Raw genomic sequence first — 14836 nt, forward strand, 5'->3', positions numbered from 1 at the left:
GCCCCCGCGCCCCCCGGACGCCCCGGCTCTCTCGCGCCTCCGCGCGCTGTCCTCGCTCATGGGACGGCACGTTACACCCGGTTCACGGCCGGGCAACGGCCGGGAAATCGCCTCCTGTGAGGCTGCGTTGCGGCAGGCGGTACGCCGCGCGCACGCACGCCGCGCACGCGCCCGTACGCCCTCGTACGCACCCGCGCGCTCGTTAGGACGGCACCGTGAGCATCAAGGCCGAATACCTCTGGACCGACGGCAGCCAGCCGACCGCCAAGCTCCGCTCCAAGACCAGGATCCTCGCGCCGGGAACCGCCGCGGACGCGCTGCCCACCTGGGGCTTCGACGGGTCCAGCACCGGCCAGGCCGAGGGCGGATCCTCGGACCTGGTGCTCACGCCGGTGTTCTCCTGCCCGGACCCCCTCCGCGGCGGCGAGCATCTGCTCGTGCTCTGCGAGGTCCACCACGTCGACGGCACCCCCCACCCGTCGAACACGCGGGCGGCGCTGCGCGCCGTCGCGGAGCGCCACGAGGGGCAGGAGCCGCTGTTCGGCATCGAACAGGAGTACACCTTCTTCGAGGGGGCCCGCCCCCTCGGCTTCCCCGAGGGCGGCTTCCCGGCCCCGCAGGGCGGCTACTACTGCGGCGTCGGCGCGGACGAGGTCTTCGGCCGCGCCGTCGTCGAGAAGCACCTGGACCACTGCCTCGCCGCCGGACTGGGCGTCTCCGGCATCAACGCCGAGGTGATGCCGGGCCAGTGGGAGTTCCAGATCGGCCCGCTCGCCCCGCTGGCGGTCGCCGACCACATATGGGTGGCGCGCTGGCTGCTGTTCCGCACGGCCGAGGACTTCGGCATCTCCGCGACGCTCGACCCCAAGCCCGCCAAGGGCGACTGGAACGGCGCGGGCGCGCACACCAACTTCTCCACCCGCGCCATGCGCGAGGGCTACGACGCCATCGTGACGGCCTGCGAGGCGCTCGGCGCCGAGGGCAAGCCGCTGGAGCACGTACGGGCCTACGGCGCCGGGGTGCAGGAGCGGCTGACCGGCGCCCACGAGACGGCGCCCTGGGACGAGTACAGCTACGGCGTCTCCGACCGCGGCGCCTCGGTGCGGATCCCCTGGCAGGTGGAGCAGGAGAAGAAGGGCTACATCGAGGACCGGCGGCCCAACGCGAACGCCGACCCGTATGTGGTGACCCGGCTGATGGTGGACACCTGCTGCACCGCGCTGGAGAAGGCCGGACAGATCTGAGCACCCAGCCCCCTGTGACGGGGGGGGCGGGTACGTGCGGAGTCCCCGCCCCCTCTCCGCGGCGCCCCCGGCCGCTCCTCCTGGCCGGGGGCGCCGTGCCGCTAGCGCAGCGCCTCCGCGCGGGCCAGGACATCCGTGACCGCCTCCGCGAACCGGACGTCGCACAGATGCGGCTCGCCGCCGGCCGCGGCGCGCTCCAGCGCGTCGACCGCCCGCCCGAACGCCGTGTCCGGCGCGTCGCTCCGCTCCGGCAGCGTCGCGACCCCCGCGGCGCCGCGCACCTCCGCGAACACCCCGGTCGCGGCCTCCGGCACGGAGTGGCTCACCGTCACCGTGCTCGAAGCGCCGCCCGCGTGCCGCAGCACCAGGTGCGCCGTGTCGCCGGGGCCTTCGAGCGCCGCCGTCACCTCCGACACCGTGCCCAGCAGCGGCATCAGCACGGACAGCGCATGCGGCCCGATGTCCCACATGGCGCCCTTCGCACGCCGCCAGGGCGAGGCGGTGTAGGGGGTGTCGGAGCCCGCGAAGACGGGGGAGAGCCAGTCGGCGCGGCCCAGCAGCCAGCCGTCGGCGCCGTCCACGCGCTCCCGCTGTGCGCGGAGCCAGCGGCCGGTCTCCGCGTCGAAGTGGAGGGTGAAGAAGACGACGGACGCCACGCCGGCGCGGGAGACAGCGGCCGTCACCTCCCGCGCCGCCTCCGGCGTGGTGGCCACCGGCTTGTCCAGCAGCAGATGGCACCCCGCCTCGGCGGCCCGCACCGCCAGCGGGGCCTGGACATCGGGCGGCAGCGCGACGGCGACCGCGTCGCACGCCGCGAGGAGGGCGTCCGCGTCGGCGTACGCGCGGGTGCCGAGCCGCCCGGCGAGGGCCTCGGCGGCCTCCGGGCGGCGCCCCCACACCCCGACGAGCTCCGCGTCCGGGTGCGCGGCCAGCGCGGGCCCGTGCGTGCGTTCGGCCCAGGGCCCCGTTCCCAGCAGTGCATAGCGCATGGCCCTCACCTTATTGAACCCTCCCCCAGCTGAAGCAGGGGGATTCCTGGCTCAGGAAGCCCCACAGGTCAGCGACCAGCAAGGTCTTACTCCCTCAACACCAGCCGGGTTGGAACCAGCCCGGTTGTGCAGAGCAAGGCTCTGGGTGCGCTGTCTTGGTTCTCGATCAGCGCGCGTACGGAGCTTGGTTCTCGCACCGCACGGCGATCCGCCTACTCGATCGTGTGGGCGGTCTTTCGCCTTGGCGGCGAACGTCGTTCCTTGCCCTGCTCCGCGGGGGTTCGATTCCTACCCGGCCCGGGGGCTGGGGCCTCCTCGGAGGAGACACGGCGATGTCCCCGGGGAGGGGCTGCCCCTCCCCGGCGGCGCCCGGCCGGAAACGCCGGAGCCCGGCGGCGCCGTTGCGGCACCGCCGGGCTCCGCCACCCGGAGAGGGAAGGGGTTCAGCGCATCGGAACCGGGGGCTCCTGCCCGTACTCGGGGACCGGAGCGACGTGGCCGTACCCCGGGCCGTACCCGGCCGCCGGCGCGGGCCCCGGCTCCGGCTCGTCGGAGCCGTGCTTGATCTCGGGCAGCCACCCCAGCCACTTCGGCATGGACCAGCACCGCTCGCCGAGCACCATCATCGCGGCGGGCAGCAGCACCATCCGCACCAGCGTCGCGTCCAGCAGCACCGCCACCGCGAGGCCGACGCCCATCTGCTTCATGTCCGTCATGGACAGCGTGGCGAAGACCGAGAAGACCGCGACCATGATGACCGCAGCGCTCGTCACCGCCCCGGCCGTCGCGCGGATGCCGTCGCGGATGGCCTCGCGGGTCGACATGCCCCGCTCCCGCGCCTCACGGATCCGGGAGACGACGAAGACGTGGTAGTCCATCGAGAGCCCGAAGAGGACCACCAGGATGAACAGCGGCATCCACGCCTCGATCGCGCCGGTCTTCTCGGTGCCCAGCAGCTCGGTGCCCACCCCGTGCTGGAAGACGGCGGTCATCACCCCGTAAGCGGCGCCCACGGACAGCAGGTTGAGCAGGATCGTCACCAGGGCGATCGGCACCGAGCGGAAGCACACCAGCATCAGCAGGAAGGTGACGACCGTGATGAAGGCGAGGATCGGCGCGATGTCGGCGGTCAGCTGGTCGTTGAAGTCGGTCGAGCTGGCGAGCTCGCCCATCACGTAGGCGTCGCCGTTCTCGGCGGCGGGCCGCAGCTTCTCCGGGACGAGCTTGTCGCGCAGCTCGTCGAGCGCGGCCTTGGAGGTGTCGTCGGTGCCGCTGCCGCGCAGCGGGACGTCGACGACGGCGACGCCCTTCGCGTCGTCGAAGGTGGTCTCCACGCCCTTGCCGAAGTGCTCCTGGTCGGCCCGCACCGCACGGGTGAAGTCGGCCACCGCGCCGTGCAGTTCGCCCTGGTCGGCCTTGACGACGACGGTCGCGGGCGCCGGGCCGCCGGGGAAGGTCTCGTTGATCTTCTCGGAGGCGACGCGCAGCGGCGCGTCGGAGGCCATCTGCTTCTCCAGCGGGAGCTGCTCGGTCTTCATCCCGAGCGCCGGGGCGGCCAGCGCCAGCATCGCCAGCGCGCCCAGCGCGACGAACACTCCGGGTGCCGCCAGCACGGGCCGCAGCAGCGCGCCGGCGAAGCGGCCCTTGGGCTTGCGGTGCCCCGCCGCGATGTCCTTCTTGCGACCGCCCAGGCTGTGCTTCTTAAAGAAGTGGATCTTGCCCTTCTCGACCCGGTCGCCGAGCCAGGAGAGCAGCGCGGGCAGGATGGTGACCGAGCCGAGCATCGCGATGAGGACCACCGTGATGGTGGCGAGCGCGAAGCCCTTGAAGAGCAGCAGCCCGGACAGGAACATCCCCGCCATGGCGACCATCACCGTCAGCCCGGACACCAGCACGGCCCGGCCGCTGGTCTCCGCCGCGACCCGCAGCGCCGTCTCGGAGTCCCGGCCCCTGGCCCGCTCGTCCCGCTCGCGGCGCAGATAGAACAGGCAGTAGTCGACGCCGACGGCCAGGCCCATCAGCAGCATCACGGAGGTGGTCTGCTCGTCGATGTGCATCTGGGTGCTGGCCAGCGCCACCAGCCCGTTGGCCGCGACGAACGCGGTGACCGCGAGGGCGACCGGCAGCAGTGCGGCGACCAGCGCGCCGAAGGCGACCAGCAGGATGCCCAGCGCCAGCGGCACGGCCGTCCACTCCGCCTTGGCGAAGTCCTCGCCCAGGATCTTGTCCAGCCACTTCTGGCCGCTGGCCGCGCCGGTCTGGTAGATCTCGACGCCGTCGTCCCGGTGCGCGTCGCGCACCTTGTCGACGGCTCCGATCACCTCGTCGGTGGGCTTGCCGTCGTCCTTGAGCGCCTCGTCGTCCTTCTTCATCTCGAAGCCGATGAGCGCCGACTTGCCGTCGTCGGAGGGCAGCGCCGCGCGGACGTGCCGCACCTCGCCGGTGCCCTTGACCGCGGCGGTCACCTCGCGGGCCGCTGACTGCCAGCCGCCCTTGGCGTCGGCGGTCACCATCACGGACTCGCTGGGGTGGTTCTCGATCCCCGCGTCGTCCAGGATCTTCTGGGCCTTGCCGGAGTTGCCGGTGCCCTGCTCGTGGGCCTCCGGCGTGTTCAGCCCTGCCATCCCGCCGAGTACCGAGGCGACCACGACGAAGAGGAGCCAGCCGAAGATCGCCGTTTTGCGGTGCCGTGTGCTCCAGCCGCCGAGCCGCCCCGCCAGGCCGCTGGGCCGCCGCTGTGTGTTCCGTGTTCCGTGCCGCATCGGGCTCTCCCCGTCTCCCCGGATAAGTCGTCGTCATGTGCGTGCCGTTGTGCCATTGACACTAGGAACGGGACGGGGGCCGCCCCAGCCGTCGAAGCCCCGTATCGGGCGGTGGCGAGGGGCCACCGGCGGGGGTGGTGCTAGGTGCACCCCCACCGGGGAGCGACCCCTGTGGCCCGGCGGCGGAGCGCGACGCAGACTGGGACCGTGCCCGCAGAAGCGGGCGGAGCGCGGCGGAGTGAGGACACGTGAGCGGCGGTACGAGAATCGACGGGGGAGCGGAGCGGGGCGGAACGCTCACCGCCCCGCCCCGTACGGGCCGTACAGGTCGTACGGGCCGGGCGGACGACGCCGGGACGCGGTCGCCGGGCGGCGGCGCGGGCCCGGCCCGCGCGGCCGGGCCCGCGCCCGGGTCCGGGGCCGGTGTGCTCCGCCGGGCGCTCTCGGCCCTGGTCTCCGCGGTGCGCGGGACCGGGCTCGCGGTCCTCTCGTTCGGCGTCTCGCTGAGCCTCTTCATCACCGCGCTGGTCTCGCTGGCGCTGATCCCGCTCGGGCTGGGGGTGTTCTCCACCCCCTGGGTGCTGGAGCTGGTGCGGGCGCACGCCAACCACCGCAGGGCGCTGGCGCACGAGTGGTCCGGCGTCCCCATCGCCGTCCCGTACCGCCCGCTGCCGCCGCTGGCCCCGGGCGTCACGGGCCAGGTGGAGCGCTGTGTGCTGCTGCTGAAGGACCCCGCCAGCTGGCGGGACCTGCTCTGGCTGCCGGTCGACACGGCGGCCGGAACCCTGCTGGCGCTGCTCCCGCCGATGCTGTTCGCCTACGGAGTCGAGGGCTGGATGGTCTTCGCGGGCGTCTGGCAGGCGGTGCGGGGCCACGGCTTCTGGTACGGCTTCATCGAGGTACAGAACTTCGGCGACGCCGTCCAGTGCGCCGGCCTCGGCACCGCGGTCCTGCTGCTGGCGGTGGCCACCAACCCGCACTACCTGCGGGCCCACTTCCTGGTCGCGCAGAGCCTGCTCGCTCCCACGCGCGGTGCGCGGCTCGCCCGCCGCGTCGAGTACCTGTACGAGACGCGGCATGACGCGGTGGACAGCTCGGCGGCGGAGCTGCGGCGCATCGAGCGGGATCTGCACGACGGGGCGCAGGCCCGGCTGGTGGCGATGGGTATGAGCCTGGGCACCATCGAGGCGCTGGTGGAGCGGGATCCGACGCAGGCGAAGAAGCTGATCGCGCAGGCGAGGGAGAACTCCGCCGAGGCGCTGACCGAGCTGCGCGACCTGGTGCGCGGCATCCACCCGCCGGTCCTCGCCGAGCGCGGCCTCGGCGACGCGGCCCAGGCGCTGGCCCTGCGCATGGAGCTCCCCGTCGAGCTGGACGTCGAGCTGCCGGGCCGCTTCGAGGAGCCGGTGGAGTCCGCGGCCTACTTCGCGCTCAGCGAGGTGCTGACGAACGCCGCCAAGCACTCCGGCGCGCACCGGATCTGGGTCGACATCGGCTACGCGCACGACGTGGGCGGCGTACTCCAGATCGCCGTCACGGACGACGGCAAGGGCGGCGCCTCCCCGGACCGGGGCACGGGCATGAAGGGCGTCGAGCGGCGGCTGGGCCAGTTCGACGGCGTGTTCGCGGTCAGCAGCCCCAAGGGCGGGCCGACCATGGTCACCATGGAGATCCCCTGCACCGCTGTGCCGGAGTAACTGCCTGGGCAGGGGCTGCCCCCTGCGGCGCGTCGCAGCCTGCGGGTACGCGGAATCCGCGGGACTCGCCGGATCCGCTGGACCCGCTGGACCCGCTTACGCGGAGCCGTCGCCCGCCGCCGTGTGCAGCGCGTCCAGCGCCTCCGCGTCCCCCGGCGGCGTCCCCAGATAGGTCTCCGCCCACTCGGCCGCCCCGGGGTACGCCGAGTCCCGCGCCACCCGCCGTACCGCCTCCCCGGCGTCGAACGCGGTGCGCCGCAGCGCGACCCCCGGCCCCAGCAGCGCCCAGTGCGCCGCGCCGCTGCCGCCGCCGTACGGCATGCCGACGCTGCCCGGGTTCACCACCGTCCGCCCGTCCGCGAGCCGGACGAACGGCATGTGCGTATGGCCGCAGACGACGGTGCGGACCGCCTCCGGCACCCCGGCCAGCGCCTCCCGCCACCGCTCGGGGCGCGAGTCGACCAGCACGATCTCCTCGTCGTCGCGCGGGGTGGCGTGGCAGAAGAGCACCGTGCCCAGGCCCCGCACCGGCAGCGTGACCCGCTCCGGGAGCCGGGCGAGGAGGTCGAGGTGGTCCGCGCGGAGCTGCCCGGCCGCCCACGGGCCGATCGGGTCCGGGATCGTGTCCCGCTCCCCGCGCCGGTACTCCACCAGCTCCCGGTCGGCGTTCCCGCTGAGCCACACCGCCCGCCGGCCGAGCCCGGCCAGCAGGTCGAGGACCTGGGCCGGCTGCGGCCCGGCGGCGAGGTCGCCGGTGAGGACGACGCGGTCGGCGGCGGCCACGTCCGGCTCGGCGAGCACCGCCTCCAGGGCGGGCAGGACAGCATGGACATCGGAGAGTACGGCTACGCGCTCATGCATGCCGCCATCCTGCCCGCCGCGCGACGCGCCCCCCAAGGGGCCCCGGGCCCCGGCCCCGGGACGACCCCGGGACGACCCCGCGGAACGCCTCAGACCAGCGCCGACACCTTCTCCCGGTACGCCCGGACCGCCGCCGCGTCCCGATACGGCTCCAGCCGCCGCTCGAAGTCCCGCACATACTCGTGCGCCCGCACCGACCGCATCTCCGCCGCCTGGTGCGCCGCCTCCGCCGCCAGCGCGCACGCCTGGTCGATCTCGCCGAGCCCGAGGCGGGCCGTCGCCAGCACCACCCGGCAGAACAGCCGGCTGCGCGCGTACCCGGCGCCGCGCAGCTGGAGCGAGCGCTCGGAGTGCTGGGCCGCAGCCCGGTACTGCTGCAGATCGCGGTGGCAGTGCCCGAGCTCGTCGGCGAGCTGCGCCTCGTCGAAGAAGCGCGCCCACTGCGGCACCTCCTCGCCGGGCCGCGCCGACTCCAGCGCCCGCTCGGCCCGCGCCAGCGAGGCCGTGCAGGCGCGCACCTCGCCCAGCACGCCGTGCCCGCGCGCCTCCGCGGCGTGCAGCAGCGCCTGCACCACCGGCGTCGCCGACGCGCCCACGCCCTGCTGCGCCACCCGCGCCAGCTGCACCGCCTCCCGCCCGTGCCCCAGGTAGACGGCCTGCCGGCTCATCGTCACCAGCACATAGCTGCCGAACGCGCGGTCGCCCGCGGCCTGGGTGAGCCGCAGCGCCTGGACGAAGTAGCGCTGCGCCAGGCCGTGCGCCGCGATGTCGTAGGAGGTCCAGCCGGCCAGTCTCGTCAGATCGGCCGCGGCGCCGAAGAGCCGTCGGCCCAGCTGCTCGCCGTAGACACCGCGCAGCATCGGCTCCGCCTCGTGCTCCAGATAGCGCACCAGGGCCTGGCGGGCGTGCCCGCCGCCGTACGCGTGGTCGAGGGCGCGGAACAGCTCGCAGACCGAGCGCAGCGCGGCCACGTCGCCCCCGGAGACCCGCTGCCCCGGGCCGCGCTCGATACGGTCCAGCCGTGCGGCGGACAGCGGGGGCCGGGCGAGGGCGCCGCCCGTACGGGTCTGCGCGGGCACCCGTACGCCCACGCCGCCGCCCGCGCCCGGGGCGGCGCTCCCCGGCCCCGCGCCCCGCGCGCCCGGCGCCTCGCCGCCGTGCCCGCCGTGCCCGCCATGCCCGCCATGCCCGCCGTGCCCGCCGTGCCCGCCGTGCCCGCCATGCCCGCCATGCCCGCCGTGCCCGCCGTGCCCGCCGGGACCACCGTGCCCGGCATGCCCGGGGCCGCCAGGACCGCCAGGGCCTCCCGGACCGGTGGCTCCGGCCGCGTCCGGTTCCGGGCCGCGGGCCACCCGCTCGTCGGCCCGGCCGATCAGCCAGTCGCGGCTGGGCACCACCAGCCCGGCCGGGGTGAACGCGATCTTGCGGAGCTCCGCGTGGCTGCCGGAGTCCTTGCGCCAGAGCCCGCTCACGATGTCCACGGCCTCGGCGGGCGTCGCGGCGAACTCCAGGCCCGCGTACACCGGCGCGCACGCGTCCAGGCCGAGGTCCTGCGCGGTGAGCCGCCGCCCCAGGCGGCGGGTGAAGACCTCCGCGATCAGTGCGGGTGTGGTGCCCCTCGGCTGCTGTCCGCGTAGCCACCGTGTCACCGATGTCTTGTCGTAGCGCAGGTCCAGACCGTGTTCCAGGCCGAGCTGGTCCACACGGCGGGCGAGACCCGCGTTGGAGAAGCCCGCCTCGGCGATCAGAGCGGCAAGCTGTCGGTTGGGGATGCGCTGCTGGGAGGACTGGTTCGCACTGATTGCGGCGCCAGGTCGTTCCATCGTCATCGGCTTTACGGTCTCCTGCCCTCGCGGCTTACGGCAGGCGCCGGGGCGCCCTGCTGGAACGGCGCGAATGTAACGGGCCTTCGCACATCACTCGCGCCCTTCGTCGCGTATTCATCCATACGTGTGAGGAGGCGGCCTGCTGCGAACCCCGTGCGCCCCGGCCGTACAGTGGCGGGGGGCGCGAGTGCGCACGGCCTGCCAGGCGGGCGGGCCGGTGCCCGGACGGAGGAGGAGCAGCATGGGCCAGTACGGGGCGGGAGCGGTGGACGGCGACGCACTGCACTTCGTTCACCTGGGGTTCGGCGCCGAGGCCGTGGAGTACCGGGAGGCGTGGCAGGAGCAGCGCAGGGTGCACGCGGCGCGCTTCGCCGACGAGGTCCCCGACACCTGTCTGCTGCTGGAGCACCCGCCCGTGTACACGGCCGGACGGCGCACCGCCGACGACGAGCGCCCGCTTGACGGCACCCCGGTGGTGGACGTGGACCGCGGCGGCAAGATCACCTGGCATGGTCCGGGCCAGCTCATCGGCTATCCCATCCTGAAACTGCCGCGCCCGGTGGACGTGGTGGCGCATGTGCGCCGTCTGGAAGAGGCGCTCATCCGGGCGTGCGCGGAGTTCGGGCTGGAGACCACGCGCGTGGAGGGCCGCAGCGGGGTGTGGGTGCTGGGCGACTCCGTCGAGCCACCGGAGCCGCCGCGGGGGCGCGCGGGCGGCCTCGCCCTGGATCTGGACCCCCGGCTGGAGCCGGGCGGCAGCGGCGGCGCCGCGGACGAGGACGACGAGTACGACCCGCGCCTGATGGGCCCCGAGTACGCCCCCTCCAACGCGGGGCAGCGCGGCGAGGACCGCAAGCTCGGCGCGATCGGCGTCCGGGTGGCCAAGGGCGTCACGATGCACGGCTTCTCGCTGAACTGCGACCCGGACAACACCTGGTTCGACCGGATCGTGCCCTGCGGCATCCGGGACGCGGGCGTCACCTCGCTCTCGGAGGAGCTGGGCCGGAAGGTGGACGTCGCCGAGGTGCTTCCCGTGGTGGAGAAGCAGCTGCGCGCGGTGCTGGAGTCCGCTGAGCCCTTGCCGCGCGCGGTCTGAGCGCCCCCAGCTCGTATACACCCCGTAAAGCAGAGGCGTAGGGTGGCTTACGCCGACGATTCGAAAGTACGTAGGGAGCCGGACGTGTCCGCTGTCGCACCCGACGGTCGCAAGATGCTCCGCCTGGAGGTCCGCAACAGCCAGACCCCCATCGAGCGCAAGCCCGAGTGGATCAAGACCCGGGCGAAAATGGGCCCCGAGTACAACGCCCTGCAGAACCTGGTCAAGAGCGAGGGCCTGCACACGGTCTGCCAGGAGGCGGGCTGCCCCAACATCTTCGAGTGCTGGGAGGACCGCGAGGCCACCTTCCTCATCGGCGGCGAGCAGTGCACCCGGCGCTGCGACTTCTGTCAGATCGACACCGGCAGGCCGGCCGAGCTGGACCGGGACGAGCCGCGCCGGGTCGCCGAGTCCGTCCGCACCATGGAGCTGCGCTACGCGACGATCACCGGCGTCGCCCGCGACGACCTGGAGGACGGCGGCGCCTGGCTGTACGCCGAGACGGTCCGCCAGATCCACGGGATGATGCCGGACACCGGCGTCGAGCTGCTGATCCCCGACTTCAACGCCGAGCCGGACCAGCTCGCGGAGGTCTTCTCCGCCCGCCCCGAGGTGCTGGCGCACAACGTCGAGACCGTGCCCCGCATCTTCAAGCGCATCCGCCCCGGCTTCCGCTACGAGCGCTCGCTGGAGGTCCTCACCCGGGCCCGCGAGGCCGGCCTGGTCGTCAAGTCCAACCTGATCCTGGGGCTGGGCGAGACCCGCGAGGAGATCAGCGAGGCGCTGCGCGACCTGCACGAGGCGGGCGCCGAACTGATCACCATCACTCAGTACCTGCGCCCGACGCCCCGGCACCACCCGGTGGAGCGCTGGGTCAAGCCGCAGGAGTTCGTGGAGCTGAAGCAGGAGGCCGACGAGATCGGCTACGCGGGCGTCATGTCCGGCCCGCTGGTCCGCTCCTCGTACCGCGCGGGCCGGCTCTACCAGCAGGCGATCGAGGCCCGGAAGGCCGCGACACCGGCGGCGTGAAGCGCGCGGGGGACATCCCCCGGACGCGGTATCCGTCCCGTCCGCACACTCGGCTCACGGCTGGAGGGGGATCGCCTTGCCAGCGACGCCTGCGACGCCTGCGAGGCGTATGACGCCTGCGAGGCGTACGGCGAAGCGCACGGTCCTGCACGCGCTCGCGGGCCTGGAGGGCCTGCTGCTCGGCCGCGGACAGCGGACCGCGTGCCGCAACGCGCGGAGCGCCGTCCTGGAGGACCGGCGCCGGGCCCGGCTGCGCGCCGATGCCCAGCGCGTACTCGACTCCGCGCGCGAGGGGGCGCGCCCCGCCACGTAAACTGCGTCCCATGGCGAGGAAGGACAACACCGAGAATCCTGGGCGGCTCAAGCAGATCGCCCAGACGTACAAGATGACCCGGCGCGTGGACCGGAAGATCGGATGGATCCTGGCCGGCGTGGGGCTGGTCACCCTCGGCGTCCTCCTCGCGATCGGATTCTGGATCGGCCACCCGATCTACCTGGGCATCCTCGGTCTGCTGCTGGCGCTGCTCGCGTGCGCGATCGTCTTCGGGCGGCGCGCCGAGCGGGCCGCGTACGGGCAGATGGAGGGACAGCCGGGGGCCGCGGCGGCGGTGCTGGAGAACTTCGGCCGCGGCTGGCACACCACCCCGGCCATCGCGATGAACCGCAGCCAGGACGTCGTGCACCGCGCGGTCGGCAAGGCCGGCATCGTCCTGGTGGGCGAGGGCAACCCGAACCGGCTGCGGGGCCTGCTGGCGTCCGAGAAGAAGAAGATGTCCCGCGTCGTCGGCGATGTGCCGGTGCACGACATGATCGTCGGCAACGACGAGGGCCAGGTGCCGCTGACCAAGCTGCGCACCCGGATCGTGAAGCTGCCCCGGGTGCTGCCGGGCTCCCAGGTCACCGAGGTCAACGACCGGCTGCGGGCGCTGGGCGACCTGATGAGCAATATGCCGGTCCCGAAGGGACCGATGCCGAAGGGCATGCGCATGCCGAAGGGCCCCAAGGGCAGCGGGGGCCTGCGCTGAACGTCACCGTACGGCCCTGACCACGGGCGCGGGCGCCGCCGGTCGTATACGACGGCGCCCCCGCCCGTACGGTCCCGCACCGCGGCACCGCAGGAATCCCGCCGGAGCCGAGGAAGCCCGCTAGACCCGCACCTGTACGGCGCCGGAGAACCGGTCGTGGAGCCCGCGACCGTCGCGGTCCCAGATCAGCGCGGGGAGGGCGAGCCCCAGCAGCACGGTGCGCACGGCGGTGCGCCAGACGGAGAGACTGCCCAGCCCGTCCACGCTGACGACGCGCAGCCGCAGCAGCAGCTTGCCGGGCGTCGAGCCGACCGTACCGACGGTGAACAGGCTCATCACGACGAAGACCAGCAGCGCCCAGTTGCCGGTGGCGTGCACCTGGCGGTCGGCCAGCAGGCCGAAGGCGATGAGGGACGCGAGCGCCCAGTCGATGAAGAGCGCGCCGAACCGCCGGCCGGTGGGCGCGACGGAGCCGGGGCCCTGCTCGGGGAGGCCGAGCTGCTCGCCGCGGTAGCCGAGGTCGGCGGCCCCCGCCCCCTCGGTGGCGGCGCGCGGTCCTGACAGCCACGATCCGATTGCTTCCCTGTTGTCCACGCGTCAACGGTATCGAAGGGGGCGAAATCGGGGACGACGGGGGGACGCGGCGGCGCCGCCATCCCTCCTCCACCCCTGTGTCCTGGTTAACATCGGCGAAACAAACGAGTCATGCCGGAGAAATGGCTCCTGCCTATCGTCGGTCAGCAGCGCGCCACCGCACTGGCCCGCGCCCGGAGCAATCCCCGTCCCTCCCGGAGTCTGGAGCTGGAGGCGTGGGCGGGACTAGGAGGAATTGGATGTTCCAGAACGCCGACGAGGCCAAGAAGTACATCGCGGACAACGACGTCAAGTTCATCGACGTCCGCTTCTGCGACCTGCCGGGCATCATGCAGCACTTCACGGTACCGGTCGAATCGTTCGACCCGGCCGAGAACCTGATGTTCGACGGTTCGTCCATCCGCGGCTTCCAGGCCATCCACGAGTCGGACATGGCGCTGGTCCCGGACCTGTCGACGGCGCGTCTCGACCCGTTCCGCTCGGAGAAGCACCTCAACATCAACTTCTTCATCCACGACCCGATCACCGGCGAGCAGTACAGCCGGGACCCGCGGAACGTGGCCAAGAAGGCCGAGGCGTACCTCGCCTCCTCCGGCATCGCCGACACGGCGTACTTCGGCCCGGAGGCCGAGTTCTACGTCTTCGACAGCGCGCGCTTCGAGACGACGGCCAACCGCTCGTTCTACGAGATCGACTCCGAGGCGGGCGCCTGGAACACCGGCGCCCTGGAGGACGGCGGCAACCGCGGCTACAAGGTCCGCTACAAGGGCGGCTACTTCCCGGCGCCCCCGGTGGACCACTTCGCGGACCTCCGCGCCGAGATCACCCTGGAGCTGAACCGTGCGGGCCTCCAGGTGGAGCGCCAGCACCACGAGGTCGGCACGGCCGGCCAGGCGGAGATCAACTACAAGTTCAACACCCTGCTGGCCGCCGCCGACGACCTGATGCTCTTCAAGTACATCGTGAAGAACACCGCCTGGCGCGCGGGCAAGACCGCCACCTTCATGCCGAAGCCCATCTTCGGCGACAACGGCTCCGGCATGCACGTCCACCAGTCCCTCTGGCAGTCCGGTGCCCCCCTCTTCTACGACGAGCAGGGCTACGCGGGCCTCTCCGACACCGCGCGCTACTACATCGGCGGCATCCTCCGGCACGCCCCCTCGCTCCTGGCCTTCACCAACCCCACGGTGAACTCGTACCACCGCCTGGTCCCGGGCTTCGAGGCCCCGGTCAACCTGGTCTACTCCCAGCGCAACCGCTCCGCGGCGATGCGCATCCCGATCACGGGCTCGAACCCGAAGGCCAAGCGCGTCGAGTTCCGCGCTCCCGACCCCTCCTCGAACCCGTACCTCGCCTTCTCGGCCCTCCTCCTGGCCGGGCTGGACGGCGTCAAGAACAAGATCGAGCCCGCCGAGCCGATCGACAAGGACCTCTACGAGCTCGCCCCCGAGGAGCACGCGGACGTCCCCCAGGTCCCCACCTCCCTCCCGGCCGTCCTGGACGCCCTGGAGACCGACAACGAGTACCTCCAGGCGGGCGGCGTCTTCACCGCCGACCTGATCGAGACCTGGATCGACTACAAGCGCACCAACGAAATCGCCCCCATGCAGCTCCGCCCCCACCCGCACGAGTTCGAGCTGTACTTCGACATCTGAGGGCTGGGGTTTGCTCACCTGGTGATAGGTGCTGGAAACGTGCTGTGACCTGTGGGAA

At 73.1% G+C, this 14836-nt stretch carries 12 protein-coding genes; 7 read left to right on the forward strand and 5 right to left on the reverse strand.

The window, feature by feature from the left end:
- Positions 1–215: 215 nt before the first annotated feature.
- Positions 216–1244, forward strand: coding sequence for a glutamine synthetase (gene glnII, locus G5C65_RS03725; protein ID WP_165297138.1), 1029 nt, complete (start codon positions 216–218; stop codon positions 1242–1244).
- 101 nt (positions 1245–1345) lie between these two features.
- Here the strand turns inward: glnII and G5C65_RS03730 are convergent, their stop codons facing one another.
- Complete coding sequence (locus tag G5C65_RS03730; protein WP_165297139.1) at positions 1346–2233, reverse strand: Gfo/Idh/MocA family protein; 888 nt, start codon at positions 2231–2233, stop codon at positions 1346–1348.
- A 443-nt stretch (positions 2234–2676) separates the two neighbouring features.
- Positions 2677–4995, reverse strand: a complete 2319-nt coding sequence (locus G5C65_RS03735; RefSeq protein ID WP_165297140.1) for an MMPL family transporter — start codon at positions 4993–4995, stop codon at positions 2677–2679.
- 425 nt (positions 4996–5420) lie between these two features.
- Between G5C65_RS03735 and G5C65_RS03740 the strand changes: the two genes are divergently transcribed.
- Positions 5421–6692 carry a histidine kinase gene (locus G5C65_RS03740; protein ID WP_165297168.1) on the forward strand — a complete coding sequence of 424 codons (1272 nt, stop codon included), beginning with the start codon at positions 5421–5423 and terminating at the stop codon, positions 6690–6692.
- Between the two features lie 96 nt (positions 6693–6788).
- On the opposite strand, the gene G5C65_RS03745 is transcribed toward G5C65_RS03740, so the two are convergent.
- A complete protein-coding gene (locus G5C65_RS03745) occupies positions 6789–7553 on the reverse strand; it encodes a metallophosphoesterase family protein (protein ID WP_165297141.1) in 765 nt (254 codons plus the stop codon).
- 89 nt (positions 7554–7642) lie between these two features.
- Entirely contained in the window at positions 7643–9382 is a 1740-nt protein-coding gene (locus G5C65_RS03750) for an NsdA family TPR-like regulatory protein (RefSeq protein WP_165297142.1), read from the reverse strand.
- 238 nt (positions 9383–9620) lie between these two features.
- On the opposite strand from G5C65_RS03750, the gene lipB reads away from it, so the two are divergent.
- The 4 genes from lipB (at position 9621) to G5C65_RS03770 (ending at position 12529) form a co-directional block, all read left to right on the forward strand.
- Positions 9621–10475: a lipoyl(octanoyl) transferase LipB gene (gene lipB / locus G5C65_RS03755; protein ID WP_165297143.1), complete on the forward strand. Its 855-nt coding sequence runs from the start codon at positions 9621–9623 to the stop codon at positions 10473–10475.
- Positions 10476–10559: 84 nt separating this feature from the next.
- Complete coding sequence (gene lipA, locus G5C65_RS03760) at positions 10560–11504, forward strand: lipoyl synthase (protein ID WP_165297144.1); 945 nt, start codon at positions 10560–10562, stop codon at positions 11502–11504.
- Between the two features lie 109 nt (positions 11505–11613).
- Positions 11614–11817, forward strand: a complete 204-nt coding sequence (locus G5C65_RS03765) for a hypothetical protein (protein WP_165297145.1) — start codon at positions 11614–11616, stop codon at positions 11815–11817.
- 10 nt (positions 11818–11827) lie between these two features.
- Positions 11828–12529, forward strand: coding sequence for a DUF4191 domain-containing protein (locus G5C65_RS03770; protein ID WP_165297146.1), 702 nt, complete (start codon positions 11828–11830; stop codon positions 12527–12529).
- 120 nt (positions 12530–12649) lie between these two features.
- On the opposite strand, the gene G5C65_RS03775 is transcribed toward G5C65_RS03770, so the two are convergent.
- Entirely contained in the window at positions 12650–13123 is a 474-nt protein-coding gene (locus G5C65_RS03775; protein ID WP_165297147.1) for an RDD family protein, read from the reverse strand.
- 239 nt (positions 13124–13362) lie between these two features.
- On the opposite strand from G5C65_RS03775, the gene glnA reads away from it, so the two are divergent.
- On the forward strand, positions 13363–14778 hold the full coding sequence (glnA, locus tag G5C65_RS03780) for a type I glutamate--ammonia ligase (RefSeq protein ID WP_165297148.1): 1416 nt from the start codon (positions 13363–13365) through the stop codon (positions 14776–14778).
- Positions 14779–14836: the final 58 nt, after the last annotated feature.

The organism is Streptomyces boncukensis (assembly GCF_011045075.1).
Classification (GTDB): domain Bacteria; phylum Actinomycetota; class Actinomycetes; order Streptomycetales; family Streptomycetaceae; genus Streptomyces; species Streptomyces boncukensis.